The sequence below is a fragment of the Paenibacillus albiflavus genome, assembly GCF_004344915.1.
Classification (GTDB): Bacteria; Bacillota; Bacilli; order Paenibacillales; family NBRC-103111; genus Paenibacillus_AM; species Paenibacillus_AM albiflavus.
In genome coordinates this window covers 47,908-63,625 of sequence record NZ_SKFG01000027.1, presented here as the reverse complement: position 1 = coordinate 63,625, position 15,718 = coordinate 47,908, and the positions used below count along the sequence as shown (strand labels likewise).

General features: G+C 41.7%; 16 protein-coding genes and 1 other RNA gene. 7 read left to right on the top strand and 10 right to left on the bottom strand.

Annotation, left to right across the window (positions count from 1 at the left end; genetic code table 11):
- Nucleotides 1-22 precede the first annotated feature (22 nt).
- Complete coding sequence (locus tag E0485_RS20055) at nt 23-1,126, bottom strand: quinone-dependent dihydroorotate dehydrogenase (RefSeq protein WP_132419851.1); 1,104 nt, start codon at nt 1,124-1,126, stop codon at nt 23-25.
- 136 nt (nt 1,127-1,262) lie between these two features.
- Here E0485_RS20055 and E0485_RS25735 point away from each other — a divergent pair, with 136 nt between their 5' ends.
- On the top strand, nt 1,263-1,394 hold the full coding sequence (locus tag E0485_RS25735; RefSeq protein ID WP_268957617.1) for a hypothetical protein: 132 nt from the start codon (nt 1,263-1,265) through the stop codon (nt 1,392-1,394).
- 33 nt (nt 1,395-1,427) lie between these two features.
- Here E0485_RS25735 and E0485_RS20050 read toward each other — a convergent pair whose 3' ends face one another.
- The 3 genes from E0485_RS20050 to E0485_RS20040 all read right to left on the bottom strand — a co-directional run bounded on the left by E0485_RS20050 (nt 1,428) and on the right by E0485_RS20040 (nt 4,739).
- Nucleotides 1,428-2,918, bottom strand: a complete 1,491-nt coding sequence (locus E0485_RS20050) for a L,D-transpeptidase family protein (RefSeq protein ID WP_132419850.1) — start codon at nt 2,916-2,918, stop codon at nt 1,428-1,430.
- A 129-nt stretch (nt 2,919-3,047) separates the two neighbouring features.
- Nucleotides 3,048-3,281, bottom strand: a complete 234-nt coding sequence (locus E0485_RS20045; protein ID WP_132419849.1) for a ferredoxin — start codon at nt 3,279-3,281, stop codon at nt 3,048-3,050.
- 165 nt (nt 3,282-3,446) lie between these two features.
- Nucleotides 3,447-4,739: a DNA polymerase IV gene (locus E0485_RS20040; RefSeq protein WP_132419848.1), complete on the bottom strand. Its 1,293-nt coding sequence runs from the start codon at nt 4,737-4,739 to the stop codon at nt 3,447-3,449.
- A gap of 115 nt (nt 4,740-4,854) precedes the next feature.
- Between E0485_RS20040 and cimA the strand changes: the two genes are divergently transcribed.
- Nucleotides 4,855-6,468, top strand: coding sequence for a citramalate synthase (gene cimA / locus E0485_RS20035; RefSeq protein WP_132419847.1), 1,614 nt, complete (start codon nt 4,855-4,857; stop codon nt 6,466-6,468).
- A 54-nt stretch (nt 6,469-6,522) separates the two neighbouring features.
- Here the strand turns inward: cimA and E0485_RS20030 are convergent, their stop codons facing one another.
- Nucleotides 6,523-7,077, bottom strand: a complete 555-nt coding sequence (locus E0485_RS20030; RefSeq protein ID WP_132419846.1) for a TlpA family protein disulfide reductase — start codon at nt 7,075-7,077, stop codon at nt 6,523-6,525.
- A 166-nt stretch (nt 7,078-7,243) separates the two neighbouring features.
- On the opposite strand from E0485_RS20030, the gene E0485_RS20025 reads away from it, so the two are divergent.
- Nucleotides 7,244-8,482: an MFS transporter gene (locus E0485_RS20025; protein WP_132419845.1), complete on the top strand. Its 1,239-nt coding sequence runs from the start codon at nt 7,244-7,246 to the stop codon at nt 8,480-8,482.
- A gap of 56 nt (nt 8,483-8,538) precedes the next feature.
- Nucleotides 8,539-9,213 (top strand): zinc metallopeptidase, encoded by a 675-nt coding sequence (locus E0485_RS20020; protein WP_207911024.1) that lies wholly within the window; start codon nt 8,539-8,541, stop codon nt 9,211-9,213.
- A gap of 49 nt (nt 9,214-9,262) precedes the next feature.
- Here E0485_RS20020 and E0485_RS20015 read toward each other — a convergent pair whose 3' ends face one another.
- Nucleotides 9,263-10,171, bottom strand: coding sequence for a LysR family transcriptional regulator (locus E0485_RS20015; protein ID WP_132419843.1), 909 nt, complete (start codon nt 10,169-10,171; stop codon nt 9,263-9,265).
- Between the two features lie 83 nt (nt 10,172-10,254).
- Here E0485_RS20015 and tpx point away from each other — a divergent pair, with 83 nt between their 5' ends.
- Complete coding sequence (tpx, locus tag E0485_RS20010) at nt 10,255-10,773, top strand: thiol peroxidase (protein WP_132419842.1); 519 nt, start codon at nt 10,255-10,257, stop codon at nt 10,771-10,773.
- Nucleotides 10,774-10,879: 106 nt separating this feature from the next.
- Here the strand turns inward: tpx and E0485_RS20005 are convergent, their stop codons facing one another.
- The 4 genes from E0485_RS20005 to E0485_RS19990 all read right to left on the bottom strand — a co-directional run bounded on the left by E0485_RS20005 (nt 10,880) and on the right by E0485_RS19990 (nt 14,100).
- Complete coding sequence (locus tag E0485_RS20005; RefSeq protein ID WP_132419841.1) at nt 10,880-11,263, bottom strand: DUF1499 domain-containing protein; 384 nt, start codon at nt 11,261-11,263, stop codon at nt 10,880-10,882.
- A gap of 76 nt (nt 11,264-11,339) precedes the next feature.
- Nucleotides 11,340-11,521: non-coding RNA, 6S RNA (gene ssrS / locus E0485_RS20000), on the bottom strand.
- A gap of 47 nt (nt 11,522-11,568) precedes the next feature.
- A complete protein-coding gene (locus E0485_RS19995) occupies nt 11,569-12,339 on the bottom strand; it encodes a YesL family protein (protein ID WP_132419840.1) in 771 nt (256 codons plus the stop codon).
- A gap of 144 nt (nt 12,340-12,483) precedes the next feature.
- The gene (locus E0485_RS19990) at nt 12,484-14,100 is read right to left on the bottom strand and encodes a DEAD/DEAH box helicase (RefSeq protein ID WP_132419839.1); all 1,617 of its coding nucleotides are present in this window, start codon (nt 14,098-14,100) and stop codon (nt 12,484-12,486) included.
- Nucleotides 14,101-14,469: 369 nt separating this feature from the next.
- Here E0485_RS19990 and E0485_RS19985 point away from each other — a divergent pair, with 369 nt between their 5' ends.
- Together E0485_RS19985 and E0485_RS19980 are read left to right on the top strand one after the other, a co-directional pair.
- On the top strand, nt 14,470-15,291 hold the full coding sequence (locus E0485_RS19985) for a YitT family protein (protein WP_132419838.1): 822 nt from the start codon (nt 14,470-14,472) through the stop codon (nt 15,289-15,291).
- 126 nt (nt 15,292-15,417) lie between these two features.
- Nucleotides 15,418-15,606, top strand: coding sequence for a hypothetical protein (locus E0485_RS19980; protein WP_328591329.1), 189 nt, complete (start codon nt 15,418-15,420; stop codon nt 15,604-15,606).
- Nucleotides 15,607-15,718: the final 112 nt, after the last annotated feature.

Sequence of the window (15,718 nt, the reverse complement as noted above, 5' to 3'; positions counted from 1 at the left end):
TTAACCCCCGATATGGGCAAATCTATTTGACACCTGCACCAACGGCTTGCGATATATGAGTGAAGCCATCTTTTTTAAGAAGCGCTAGCAATCCTTCGTTAATCGCTTTATTAATTGCCGGTCCTTCATAGATAAGGGCAGTGTAGATTTCAACGAGACTTGCACCTGCCAAAATTTTCTCATAAGCATCTGCTGCTGTAAAAACTCCGCCAACTCCAACAATCGGTAACTTACCCTCGGTAATCTGATAAACACGGCGGATCATATCTGTGGACATTTGTGTTAAAGGCTTGCCACTTAGTCCACCTGATTCTTTGCTATTCGGATGTGTAAGTCCGTCACGAGTAATCGTCGTATTCGAAGCTACGATCCCAGAAACACCAGACTTTATTATACTTGAAACAGTCGATTCAAGTTCCTCTGTCGTTAAATCAGGTGCGATTTTCACTAGTATCGCTTTACTATGACCACCGAACTTCGCTTGCTGCAAATCTCTTTCCTCGACTACCGCCTGAAGCAGCTTCGTAAGTTCTTCGCCATGCTGCAGGCTGCGCAGTCCTGGCGTATTCGGAGAAGATATATTCACTTCAAATAAATCAGCAAGCTCATATAAACCTCGAATACAGCTGCGATAATCTTCTAGCGCATCCTCATTCGGAGTTACCTTGTTCTTGCCGATATTCACAACGACCGGAATTGAATATGGCTTCGCTTTGCGCAAATTAGCTGCCATTTGCTCTATGCCATGATTATTAAAGCCCATACGATTAATCAAGGCTTCATCCTGCGGTAAACGAAAAGATCGCGGCTTCTCATTGCCAGGCTGCGATTTAGGTGTTACGGTCCCTACCTCCATGAAGCCAAAGCCAATTCTAGAGAATCCTTTAACGGCGTGTGCATTCTTATCTAAACCAGCTGCCAAACCAATCGGATTGGCAAAATGCAATCCCCACAGGTCAACGACTAATTCTTCATGTTCATGAACGCCCCATGTCGCACTTAGAATGCCAGATATGCCTGGTATTGAACCAGTTGTACCTAAACCATTTATGATTATATTATGTGCTGTTTCCGGATCAAGTTGGAACAACATTTTTTTAACAAAATTTTTATAAAACGCACTCATGCTGTCCACTCCCATTCGCTAGACTCTACAAGACAGTTTATCTGTTTCTTTGTTTGAATGCAAAATATTTTCTCAAAACTTTATGTCAATTTGCTATAATGAGGATACAACGCGATCTATAGAAAGGGTGATTTCTATGAGCAAAGTTAAAAAAACAAATATGGTGCACAAAAAACAGAACGAAGTTAACAAGAAAGCCATCATATGGACAAGCTCCATCGTGGGGGCATTCCTTATTCTCGTCGTTCTGCTGTTGATCTTTACATAATTATTCACTTACATCGCGAACTTGCATAACGTATTAGAACAACCATCGATATACTTTTTTGGGGTTGCGCTCCTCGGTCTGGCTCGGTAATCCGAATCGAGGATGATCAGGTTCAAGCTTAGGACTACTCTTTGCTTGATTTGAAGGCAACGGTGGTAATAATCCCGTCCCAATCGTTACTTTGGTCCCAAGCGGTACCATTGCGAACAATTCTTCGACATCATCCTTGTTCATCCGAACACATCCGAGTGACTCATCTTTACTGATACTGTCAGGTTCATTCGTTCCATGAATTGCATAAAGCGTATCTGACAGTGTCATTCCTCTAGAACCAAAATCACCATTCGACTTACCATTAGGGTTACGTACTTTCTCACTAATCTCAAACTTGCCTTCAGGCGTTCGATTTCCACCAAGTCCAACTGGATAGCTGCGTACGATAATATCGCCAGATACAACAGCCAAATGATGATTCTTGCGATCGACTATGATTTCCAGCGGTTTTGATAATGGATTATGCCCTGGAGCCCCTTGCTTTTTCTTTGATGGAGGGTTCGATGCTTTATCATCAGACGTTTGAGACTGCTCGGGTTGATTATTGCCTGGAGCTAGGATACCTTCGAATATTTGCTTCATATCAGGTGTTAGTCCACTTAATATGTTATTGGGATACGGTTGATATAAGTCTCCTACTTGACTTGGCAGCTTGCCATTACGTTCTTTATAAGCGGCAATAGCTGACCGAACTACAGCCTCAGCTTCCTGCTTCTGTTTCCACATGTCAATTTGACCAGCAAATGCTTGACCATCCTCCGGCTCGCAGTTACAGTTCGAAGCATCATAATAGCTGATATTGGATTGCCCCCCCTTTGTGTTGGTCTTTACAGACAGAAGTAGGGAAGGCTTACTCGGCCAAATATTCCATTTACCATCAGCACTCTTATATCCGGCTACTAGTAAATTATTTTCCAAACGGTCGCCTCTTGTTCGAATCATCTCATTTAATGCCTCGCCATAGTCAGAAGCGGATTCTTTATCCTTCATATAGGTAATGCCATATCCTGCGAAATCTTGCAGCTTATTAGGATCATCCTTGTCTTGATCAGTTGTCGCTTGATCTTCAACTGGTTTGTTCTTCCCTTCTGCGTTTGTCATTCGATCTATAGATTTAGAACCCGATGATTCGATAACTCGCTGTAAAGAGGGCAAAAGAAGCAATAAAAATAGCAATACACTTATGAAGACCCGTCTTGGCCACTTGGAGCGATGATCTGTTGAATCTGTTTGCTCTGATGCTGCTGCAGACTGCGCATCCTCAAGTGCATGTTTAATTCGTTCATAATTAGGTGTATCCCCGTTCTCAAAAGCTAGATAGATTTCTCCAGCTTGTGTAAAGCAGTATGCCGCCTTACCTTCCTCACCCTTCGCTAAATACTCTTTACCTAGCAAATACCATGCAAATTTATCTTTAGGACGCTGCTTCAGGTAGTCTTTGAAAAATTCTGGATCATCCTTCCACTCCAAATAAACCACCTCTTTCTACCTGTTCTCTTCTATTACATCGGCATAATAACAGGCATCTTGAAGAGTTTCAGAGACACAAATAAACCGCCCTCCCTTTAAGAGAAAGCGGTTATTTTTACGATAAGCCTATTAATTAAAAGGCTCATCCTTGACTTGAATCGAATCGGTTGGGCAACCATCTTGAGCATCCTGAAGATCATCATATAAATCCTCCGGAATTTCTGTAATCCCCCGGTTGTCATCGCCCCCATACACAACGATTGCGATACCATCATCATCATAATCATAAATATCAGGCGCAGTTGCACCGCAAGCTCCACAAGCGATACAAGTATCTTTATCTACACAAGTATATTTAGCCATTAATTGATTTCCTCCTACCGAAAAGTAATTAACTAGTATAACACCTACATGATAAAAGTCAGAATGATTAAAGTAAATGATGCTAGTTCTCAAATTTAACTATAATATAAGCTGCCATCTCACACAAGATACTGTGCCAATGTCGGAAAAGTTTCCCTAATCTAGCTATTCCTCATCCAGTTTCTGATGTTTCATATGATCCATTTGCAGCGATGTTCCTCTTACTTTAGGATTGCGAAGCAATGTAGAAGGATCATCTCCTATCATACCAAGCGTAACCACAGCATTCTCACCGAATTTATCACGGAGCGCATCCATGACTTCTGTCAGCTTCTCTTTCTTCGGCTGAACTTCATAGTTAAAAAGATCAAGCTGGATTGTCATTTCCTTCTTAGGCTGCAAATTACTTACAGATATACCCAACAATCGAATGGGTTCACCCTGCTTCCAATGTTTATCGAACAGCTGACAAGCAGCATGATGAATCTCATCTGTCTGTTCGGTGGGCTCTGTTAAAGTCACTGCCCGTGTAATGGTCTTCATATCAGGATCGCGAATTGCAATTTGAACAGTTGAGGCAACAAGCTCCTGCTTACGCAATCTTCTCCCTACACTATCGGATAAGTTGAGCATCACACGCACAACCTCTGCTCGGTCCGTTACATTATAAGGTAGAGTCGTTGAATTCCCAATGGATTTGCTCTGCTCTTGATCAGGGTTAACAGCAGAATCGTCCACACCATTCGCTGAAGCGATGAGGTGAGCGCCATTCACGCCAAAATACCTCGTCATTAAAGCACTATCTGCTTTAGCTAACTGCCCAATGGTTCGAATACCGATACGCTCCAGCTTCTGAGCGGTCTTCTGACCAATTCCGAACAGCTCGGCACAAGGTTTATTCCATAAAACGCGTGGGACATCTCTACGTCTTAGTATAAATAACCCGTTGGGCTTTTTCATATCAGATGCCATTTTAGCTAAAAGCTTATTAGGAGCAACGCCAATAGAGCAGGATAAATCCAGCTCTTGCTTAATTCTCTGCTGTATATCGTTCGCGATCTGAATCGGTGTTCCAAATTGCTTGGATCCTGTTATATCTACAAAGCATTCATCAATGGAAATGGCTTCTACTAGCGGAGAATACGAATAGCATATTTTCATAAAAGCACGGGAAAATTGTCTATATAAATCAAAGTCAGGCCTTAGTAAAATAAGCTCAGGACAAAGTTTTAGCGCTTGATTGACATGCATACCCGTTCGTACCCCTGTAGCTCTAGCTGCATACGAGGAGGTCACGATAATCCCTCGACGCTGCTCAACTGAACCCGATACCGCAATTGCTTTGCCTTTATATAAGCCTGGTTCGACTGCCTCATGTACAGAACAATAAAAGGCATTCATATCAATGTGCAGAATGACTCGTCCCTGCTTGGGATAATAATCACTGGTGCGGTTCATGACGTTGCCTCTCCTATCCTTCAATTTGTCAGAAAATATTAACCAATACCAAATAGTTTATGCTATAATCGTAAATTATACATTCGATTGAGTACATTGATAAGGGGGACTATTCATGGAGTCAACGATACAATTGTTTGACACAACTTTAAGAGACGGTACACAAGGTGAAGGAGTCTCTTTATCTGTAGAGGATAAACTCAAAATTGCAAAAAAGCTAGATGAACTCGGCATTCATTATATAGAAGGCGGCTGGCCTGGAAGCAATTCCAAGGATATCGAATTCTTCAACCGCGTTCAAGAGCTTCACTTAAAGCATGCTAAAATTGCCGCTTTTGGCTCTACTAGACGCAAGGAGTCGCTCGCAGAACAAGATGCCAACTTGCTCAAAATTGTTGATTCTGGCGCTCAGGTTGCTTCAATCTTCGGCAAATCATGGGACTTCCATGTTCACACGGCAATTCAAACTACTTTAGAAGAGAATCTGGCGATGGTATCAGATTCAGTCGCTTTTCTAAAGCGTTCAGGGCTTGAAGTGCTTTATCTAGGCGAGCATTTCTTCGACGGCTATAAGAGCAATCCAGAATATGCCCTACAAACGATTGCAGCGGCACAAGCCGCTGGGGCAGATGCAATTGTACTTTGCGATACGAACGGCGGATCACTGCCTGATGAAGTCTATTCTATCGTTAGTGCAGTTAAAGAGCATATCCATATTACAATTGGCATCCATGCCCATAATGATTGTGATCTTGGTGTTGCGAACACACTTGCAGCAGTTAAAGCAGGTGCAACTCATGTTCAAGGCACATTCAACGGTTATGGCGAACGCTGCGGCAATGCGAATTTGTCCTCTATTATTCCGAACCTGCAAATTAAGTTAGGCTATTCATGTGTGACAGAACAACAACTGATGACATTAACGCCAACAGCACGCTATATTAGTGAAATTGCCAATATGTCCATGCCTGTCAGTCAACCGTATGTTGGTATGGCAGCATTTGCTCATAAAGGCGGTATCCACGTATCTGCGATTCTCAAGGATGCTACCACCTATGAACATATCATTCCTGAGAAGGTAGGCAATAAGCAGCGAGTACTCGTATCTGAGCTTGCTGGTCAAAGCAATTTAATGTCCAAAGCGCTTGAATTAGGGATTGATCTTGATCAATCTAACAAGGCACGTGAAGTAATTCAGAAGATTAAAGAACTAGAACATGAAGGATTCCAGTTCGAAGGCGCAGATGCTTCACTTGAGCTGCTGCTGCGTGAAGCGATGGGAACAATCGAAGAATCATTCACGGTTGAATCGTTCAAAATCTTGGTAGAGAAAGCCTCTGACCGTGGCAACATCACAGAAGCTATTGTACGAATTAAAGTGCAGGATCAACTTATTCTGACTGCTGGGGAAGGTAATGGTCCTGTCAATGCACTCGATAATGCACTGCGTAAAGCATTGCTTCCGTACTATCCTGACATTATGAATGTTCATTTAACAGATTATAAGGTTCGCGTACTTGATGAGCAGGGAGCTACAGCCGCTAAGGTTCGTGTACTTGTAGAATCAACAGATGCCAACAACGCCTGGAGTACAGTCGGGGTGTCCAGCAACGTTATTGAAGCAAGTTGGCTCGCTCTGGTCGATTCTATCCGCTACGCATTAATCGGCAAACAGCCAATCGAATCCCTTAACGCCGAGCGTGAACGCTTAGGGCTCGTTAATCATTAATCAGTTAAAGCCTCCTCAGAAGATGGATCATCTTTTGAGGAGGCTTTGTTCATTTTACTTCGACATTTTGATTAGTTTAAGCAGCTTACGCTCAAGCGATTCATAAGTTTCTAAATAGAATACTTCTTGAATCACGCCATTCGTATCAATGAGAAAACTTGTTGGAATAGGTTGAATCCCATACAAATCGGTTACTTTGCCCTCCATATCCATCAAAATTGGAAAAGTCAACTCATGACGGTTAACAAAATCCCGAACGTTTTTCAAACTATCCCCAGGCGTAATATTCACGCCGTAAAGATCAAATTCATCCTTATACTTCTCATACAGCTTCACTAAATCTGGAGCTTCTTTATTACATGGTCCGCACCAGGAAGCCCAAAAATTGATCCAGAGCGGTTTATCTCGTTTACCCCCAACTTCATAGGTCTTCTCATCCAATGACTGTAAAGTAAATGAAGGCGCCAAATAATTAGGCTTAGCAGCTACCTCTTGCGGCAATCCTGCAGTTGTATTGGTTTTTTGGATATTCTGATAGATCGCTAAACCCGTTAAAAGAACAAGTATGAGCAGCACAATATAATTGTTTCTTTTTCTTTTTGTCAACATAGAGACGTCCCTTCTGATTTCCATGATCCTGTCCTTCATTATAATTCGTTTCCAATCCAAACTCCAAACTAAATCTAAATATTGTGTTAAATCGTGCGTGTATGCAGTTGCGACTTAAGGGAACTCTAAACATACTATTGTCTTAAATGAAATGAGGTAACCGAAGATGCAATCATCAAGCTCCAATGAACAATCTGGGAAACAAGGCAGCAGCAAGAGCTTAGTATGGGAATTTATTGGTTTATCCACCATCCCCCTCGTACTGGTTCTCGGTAACTCCATGCTCGTTCCTATTTTACCTGATTTACAAAAAGCACTTGGAGTTACCCAATTCCAAAGCTCCCTTATTATCTCTTTATTCTCCATTACAGCAGGGATAATTATTCCTGTTCTTGGTTATTTGTCAGATCGATTCTCACGCAAAGCGGTTATCATTCCGTCGCTAATTGTCTATGGCGCAGCAGGTATCCTTGCAGGCTTCGGTGCTGTGTGGGGTTCCTATACAGTCATCATTATTGCGCGCGTCATACAAGGTCTCGGAGCCGCTGGCACAGCACCTATCGCAATGGCATTAGTCGGTGATATGTACGATCAAGGAATGGAAAGTAAAGCGCTTGGGCTAATTGAAGCAGCGAACGGAGCGGGTAAGGTTCTCTCCCCAATTATTGGCTCCCTGTTAGCTCTAATTGTCTGGTATGCTTCGTTCTTTGCTTTTCCAGTATTCTGCGCCTTATCGCTGCTAGCTGTCATATTTTTGATAAAAGAACCGAAGAAGAAGCAAGAACCACCGAAGTTAGGCGAATACTTACACCAAATAGGCAGTATTCTAAAGCAGAAGGGCCGTTGGCTAATTACAGCATTCTTTGCAGGATCGCTTGCGCTATTCATCTTGTTCGGTGTTTTGTTTTACTTATCGAATATTTTGGAAAAGGAACCTTATAACATTGATGGCGTATTAAAAGGCTGTATCATCGCGATCCCGCTGCTTGGTCTTGTATTGACTTCCTATATTACAGGTGCTGTCATCAAGAAGAATGGAACCTTAATGCGTATCCTGATCAATGTGGGAATGGCAACGATGGCAGCATCCTTGCTGCTTACCGTATTCTTTTACAAAAACATCTATGTTCTGATTGGCTTCCTAACCTTAAGTGCAATTGGAACTGGCTTATTGCTTCCTTGTCTTAATACGATGATCACAGGCTCGGTTAAACGCGAAGAACGCGGTATGATCACATCGATCTACAATTCGCTTCGCTTTATCGGTGTTGCTTTTGGTCCCCCATTATTTGGCTGGCTAATGGATAAATCACATGCTGTACTGTTTATTTCGGTCTCATCCCTATCCATTGTAACCTTGATATTTGTTTTTTTCTTAATTAAGCCACAAGGCAAAATTGGTTGAAACCATCCGTACGTGAGCCACGTAATAATTGGATATACTTAAATGACGGAGGTTTAATCTCAATGATTTACATTCTAATAATAATTGCATTTGGATTATCCCTATGGGCACAATTCCGAGTTAAAGGTACATTCTCAGAGTGGTCTAAGGTACCTGTTCATTCTGGCATGACAGGGTATGATGCAGCACGCAGAATGCTCGATAACAATGGCTTACACGACGTACCCGTTGAACCAGTTCGCGGTTCATTAACGGATCACTACGACCCGATTGCTCGTGTTGTTCGCTTATCTGAGCCTGTGTATTATGAAAGATCCATCTCTGCAGTCTCCGTTGCATGCCACGAGGTTGGTCATGCCATTCAGCATAAAGAGAATTATTCCATGCTGGTTGCTCGTCATAAGATGTTCCCTGTCGTTAACTTTACATCTGGCGTTGCACCATTGCTTATTATCGCGGGAATTATTTTCTCGTCCTTTAGCTTTTTATTGCTAATCGGGATTATTTTCTTCTCAGCAGCCGTTCTGTTCCAACTTGTAACACTTCCTGTTGAGTTTAACGCCAGCAACAGAGCACGTGAATTAATGGTTGCTAATGGATTCATTACGAATGATGAGGAACGTGGGGTTGGCAAAGTCTTGAATGCAGCAGCACTTACTTATGTAGCAGCGGCATTAATCTCCGTCCTTGAATTAGTTCGTCTGATCCTGATTTACCGTTCAAGAGACTAATGTGATACCCAAAAAAGCTGTTCCGTAAATAACGGAACAGCTTTTTTTATTAAAGCTCTCGCTTAATCGTACGGTCTTTAAAATAGGTCATCAAGAACCGTACGAACACCTCAGCAATTAACGGCAGTTTCTCACCGCGTCTACGGATGAGACCGATGGTCCGAGACACTTCAGGTTCTACAACCTTCATTTTCACAGGCTGCAGCGTATTCGAATCGATCAGTGCAAGCTCTGGCAATAAACTAACGCCCATTCCTGCTGCGACAAGACCACGAATCGCATCGGTCTCATCTGCTTCAAATTCTATTTGCGGAGTAAAGCCTGCCTTAAGACACGCATCCATTACGATTGTCCGAAGAGAATAAGATTCCGTGAACATGACGAAAGTCTCATCCTTAAGCTCAGCAAGTCGAATTTCTTTGCAATGAGCTAGCTTATGTCCAGGCGGAACAATGGCATATAGCTCATCGGTCATTAAATATTCTCCCGTAACATGCTCATTTGTTTCGGGAAATGGTGATACAAAGGCTAAATCGATTTCTCCCTTAGCTACATCTCGCAACAAACTATTATAAGTCCCCTGCTTCAAAATAAACTTAGCGGACGGATAATCCTTGCGGAATGCTGCAATCACCGATGGCAGCAAGGTGAGAACGATACTATGCGGAAACCCAATGCGAATTTCTCCTGCATCTGGGTCAAGGAATTCATGAATTTCATCAACCGCTTTATCTAATTCAGTCAATACCCCTTCAACTCTTGTGAGAAACAATCTACCGACTGATGTTAATTGAACATTTCTTCCCTTTTGAACAAATAAAGTAACGCCCAATTCTTCTTCAAGCAAACGAATTTGTCTACTTACTGCAGATTGAACCACGTGCAGTTCCTCAGCTGCTTGTGTTACGTGCTGTTTTCTGGCAACCTTCACAAAATACTGAAGTTGTCTTAGCTCCACGATTGGACAATCCCCTTCCAAGTTGTTTATAATTAGAAAGTTAGAATAATTATTATATAAGGATTTAAGGAGGACATATTGTCATGACAATTGAACGTTCTGAAGTTGCTACATTTAAAGGATCCCCATTAACATTAATTGGTCCTGAAATCAAAGTCGGAGACAAGGCTCCTGATTTCACAGTTAACCAAAGTTTGCTGCAAGAAGCAACACTTGCCGATTACACTGGCAAAATCAAATTAATCTCTGTTGTGCCATCACTTGATACAGGTGTATGTGATGCACAGACACAACGCTTTAACAGCGAAGCTGCAGGCCTTGGAGATAATGTTATTATCTTAACGATTTCTGCTGACCTACCTTTCGCGCAAGCACGTTGGTGCGGAGCAACTGGCGTAGACAGAGTAATCACGCTTTCTGACTACAAATCCAATTCATTTGGCAAAGCATACGGCGTATTGATCAAAGAATTCCAGCTCGACATGCGCTCAATCTTCGTAATTGACGCTAACGATACTGTTCAATATGTTGAATACGTATCTGAAATGACTGAGCACCCGAACTACGAAGCTGCAATCGCTGCAGTAAAAGCACTACTGTAATATATGTGTTTAACTTAGAAACAGCAGATATATCCAGGATAATTCCTACCAGATATATCTGCTGTTTTATTTGATATGAATCAATTCGTGAAATCGATTCTATGTATTAGGTTATTTTATATGCAGCTAATTTTCGATCAAGCAAGCTATAGATTTGCAATATCGTGCGATAATTAGCGCCTAGATCTCCAAGAGAACCCCGTGATGCTGAATATATATCGACCGCTGTTGCCGTTGGATTAAGTGCGAATAACGTCAGTGTAATATCCAATTTCCTGCCTGAAACCGTTCTTTTCTCACAAACGATCTCACCTACGGATTTCACCTCATGAAGCACCTTATAGCCTGAATTACGAAGAACAGATGTAACTTCATCCCATATCTTATCGCGGGATAATTTGTAGTTTCTAGTCTTTAATGCTGGGTCCTTGGCTTTCTCCCCAGTTTGATCATGGCTACGAAAAATACCGACTAAAGTGCGTTTTAACAATCGATTTCCTCCTTTGATGAAACAAGAAGAAACGTAATCACCATCTTATAGTATAGACTGATGCGTTTCTTTAACAGAAAAACCCGCATATGCCGTCCGATTTAGGTGTTTCAAACCCGCTCTCGCAGGTGGGTGACCGCAGCAACACTTTTGAAGTCCCTTTTCGAGGGCATGTCAGCCGTAGTGCGATAGTAGGTCTCCCGTGAAACAGTCATTGGTTTAAAACATTAAAAACCGAAACGAACATCGCAGGATGTAGTATTCACATTATAAATCAGGAACGCTCTGTTTTCAACAATTAACACCTAGTTAGGCTCGTTCTTCACTTCAAGCTCCTCATTCGCAGCCGCTTCTTTGTTCTGCATTGCCTCTACCTTCGCAATCATTTTATCAAAGCCGCGCTGGAACATAAAGTATGTTAAGAATGCCATCATACTGCCTGTGAAGAATAAGACAAGGAAAGTAAATTGGAAATAGGAAAAATATAAAATGACCACATTACCAAACAAAATAACGAGTGATCCAACTGGATTGCCGATCGTCATCATAAGCGAATTCTTAATTAATCGAGTAAACTTAGCTTCGATGTGAACGATAAAACAAAAGTAATAGCATATAGTAATGATAACGATAACCGTCAATACCAAAAATAGATATGACAATAATTTTAAATTACCTTCCTGCAGTGAATAGAAGTTATAATTGAAGTAGATCAAGAAGCAGGTTATCACAAACAAAATTCCCGCAATCATGCTCTTCAGGTAATTCTCTTTAAAGCCCTTAAAGAATGTTCGGAACATAGGTGAATCATCTGCACCTTGTACAAATTTCCTTACAATCGCAAACATCGCCGATGTTGCCGGAAATAAGGTAAACGGAGCAACGATACCAACAAGCATAAACGTTTGAAAGTAGAATCCTTTATCTACAACGGTGGGATCAAATGCGTATAATACAATAAGTAGAAAGACTGGTGCAAATAGTGAAAAAGCAAGCCATAGCAAGTTAATGAACGCTAATCTCATGATCCATTCTGTTAATCGGTAAATCCCACCCATAAAACCTCTTAGTTCCAAATCCACAGCCTCCTCGTAACTTAGCAACAATGCAAGTAAACCTTATGTAATTAAATTATAGCTTATTTCACCAGAGATAGAAAGCTTTATACCATATATACAAAGAAGAGCGAAGCATGGATATGCTTCGCTCTTAATTTTGTATTACTTGTCTTGGGATCCTTCGCTATTGCGCTTAGGAGCCCTGGAACGATCACGAGAACCGTAGTCACTGCGATCTTTATTGCCGCTTCTATCGAAATCACGGCTATTGCTGCTGCGATCTCTGTAGCTGCCGCTACCCGTACGACCATCGCGGCTGCCAGAACCATCTTTACGAGGACCGCGTGATCCGCCTTCCTTGCTATAGCGTTCAAAGCGACGTTCAGCACTTCCGCCGCTATATGAGCCGCCACCCATGCGGCGCCCTTGTGAACGAACATCTGGGCGACGTTTCTTAGCACGTAATGGATCTTCAGGTGTTAGCTCGATCTCAACATCTTTCTTCTCACCTGTAAGAAGCTGCATTGCCGCAGATAACAAGTTAACCGAATCATATTGCTCAAGCAATTGAATCGCTACGCCTTTGTATTGAACATGTGTTTCTTCTTGCATCGCTTCAATTAGCTTAGTAGCTGTAATTTTTTGCTTTCCTTCCATTGCTTCCGCAACACTTGGCAGCTGCTTTTTCATAATGCGGTGACGCGTAACTTTCTCAATGAAATGCAAGTGATCCACTTCGCGAGGAGTTACGAATGTCCAAGCTGTACCTTCTTTACCTGCGCGGCCTGTACGACCAATACGGTGTACATAGCTCTCAGGATCTTGAGGCAAGTCGAAGTTGATAACATGTGTTACACCTGAAACATCGAGTCCACGTGCAGCTACGTCTGTTGCAACAAGCACATCAATGCTGCCATCACGGAATTTACGCATTACGCTATCGCGTTGATTTTGGGACAAGTCGCCGTGCAAGCCTTCAGCTGCATAACCACGCTTTTGAAGAGCTTCAGACAATTCATCAACACGACGCTTAGTACGACCGAAAATGATCGCAAGTTCTGGAGATTCCATATCTATTAAGCGGCTAAGCGCCTCGAATTTTTGTCTTTCATGGATTTCGATGTAGGATTGATCAATTGTTGGAGCACTTACTTGTTTAGGGATAACCGATACATGCTCAGGATTACGCAGGAATTGTTGCGCTAATTTCTGAATATTCGCAGGCATCGTAGCAGAGAACAACATCGTGTGACGTTCTTCAGGTACTTGGCTTAGGATAGATTGAATATCTTCCATGAAGCCCATGTCAAGCATTTCATCCGCTTCATCAAGAACAACCGTTTGAACGTCTTCCAGCTTGATTGTCTTGCGGTTAATATGGTCAAGCAAACGACCAGGTGTACCAATAATAATTTGTGGTTTCTTTTTTAGTGCACGGATTTGTTTAACGATATCCTGTCCACCATAAATTGGTAGCGAGCGAATTCCTTTGAATCTACCCAATTTACTGATCTCTTCTGCAACCTGAATCGCTAATTCACGCGTTGGACACATAATAAGTGCAACAATTCGATTCTCAGTAACATCAATTTTATTCACTAACGGTAATCCGAATGCTGCAGTTTTACCCGTACCCGTTTGGGCTTGACCAATTAGGTCACGTCCTTCCATAGCTAGAGGGATCGTTTTCTCCTGAATTGGTGTAGCTTCTTCAAAGCCCATTTCTGTAACCGCACGTAATACCTTTGGTGATAAATCAAACTCTTGAAAAGTCTTCAATATTGTTCATTCTCCTTTATTTAAGCAGGCCGAGCAGCTAGCTTACTGATGTGCTGCGCCTCTTTGTCAATATTACCCTTAAGGACGACATCTATCCGTTTATATTGTTCTCATCAAAACGAGCAAAGTTCTTTCATACCCAAACGATTGCATCTACAGTCATTCTCACGCAAGGGAAAGTCCGTTCTTAAGAATATACCGAAGTATTATAGCATAACGGAGCAGTACATTACCAGTAAGATCTGTAAAACATATCATTTTGATTTTCTCCCGATTTCGTTTATTATTTGTATTGGGTTAACGCTGTTGCATGGTTACAAGGAGAAAAGATGTGTGCATTCTCCGACTATTTTATGAGGTGATTTCGCATTGAGGAAGCTATCAGATTTATTATTAATTTTAATTGGCAACATTATAATCACCATCGGATTTAACTGGTTTTTGATCCCGCATAAATTGCTCAGCGGAGGCGTATCTGGCGTAGCCATGCTAGTCGGTTACTTTACGGATTGGAGTATCCCCCTTCTGTACTTTTTGTTCAATCTACCGATCATTATTTGGGGTCTAATTGTTATTGGACGTAGATTTATTATGATCAGTGTCGTTTCAGTTATTCTAACGACCTGGTTCATGGGATTAATTCCAGCTGAGGAAATCGTGCATAATTCAATTCTTGCTGCAGTTTCTGGCGGTGTGCTTGTAGGATTAGGTGCTGGTATCTTACTTAGGATTGGCGGATCAAGTGGTGGATTTGATATTGTTGGTCTCATTCTTACAAGACGTTATGATTTCCCACTTGGTACTGTTCTTACTGTCCTGAATGCGATTGTAATCATCATTCTCGGCTACAAGAACGACAATTGGGACTTGGCGTTAAACTCGATGCTTGCCATTTATCTAGCCAGCCTTGTAATTGATACGGTGCATATCCGTCATATCAAGGTTACAGCTTTTATCGTAACGTCCAAGAAACAGGAAATGCTTACCTGCCTGCTTCGCTTACCTCGCGGCGTGACCGTGATGAAGGCAGAAGGGGCTTACTCTCAAGGTTCGCAAGATGTACTTATGACCGTTACGACCAAATATGAACTAGCCGAACTGAAACGGCTTGTGACTGGTGTAGATGCCAATGCCTTTGTCAATATTGTAGAAACAGTCGGTATTTGGGGTAAATTTAATCGATTAGACTAATCAAATATTCATATTAACAACTGTATAAATATGTTATAATAAAAAAGAATTTCATAATAGTTCTGGCTTGGCTGTATTATTTCTGATTAAGCTTTTTCTAATCCTAAGATTGGAAGGGTGATCGAAATGGAAACTGTTAAGTTATCCAGGATTGTAATGAGATTAACACCTGAGTTATACGCCTCACTTACTAACTTTGAGCTGGATTCTGATATTATTCTCATGTATGGAGTTGAGAAGTTACAAGCTGAGGATGTCCTTGAGATCATACAGCACAGCATTAACGAGCATCGCAAAAACGCCTTGCTTCACTGAAGAAGGCGTTTTTTTTGCTAATACTAATAATAGTGAAACCGTTTTTCTTTGTGATTTGTTTTGACTTTTGTAATAATTAGAATATGTAGTAGATCAGTATTAATGTTATGAT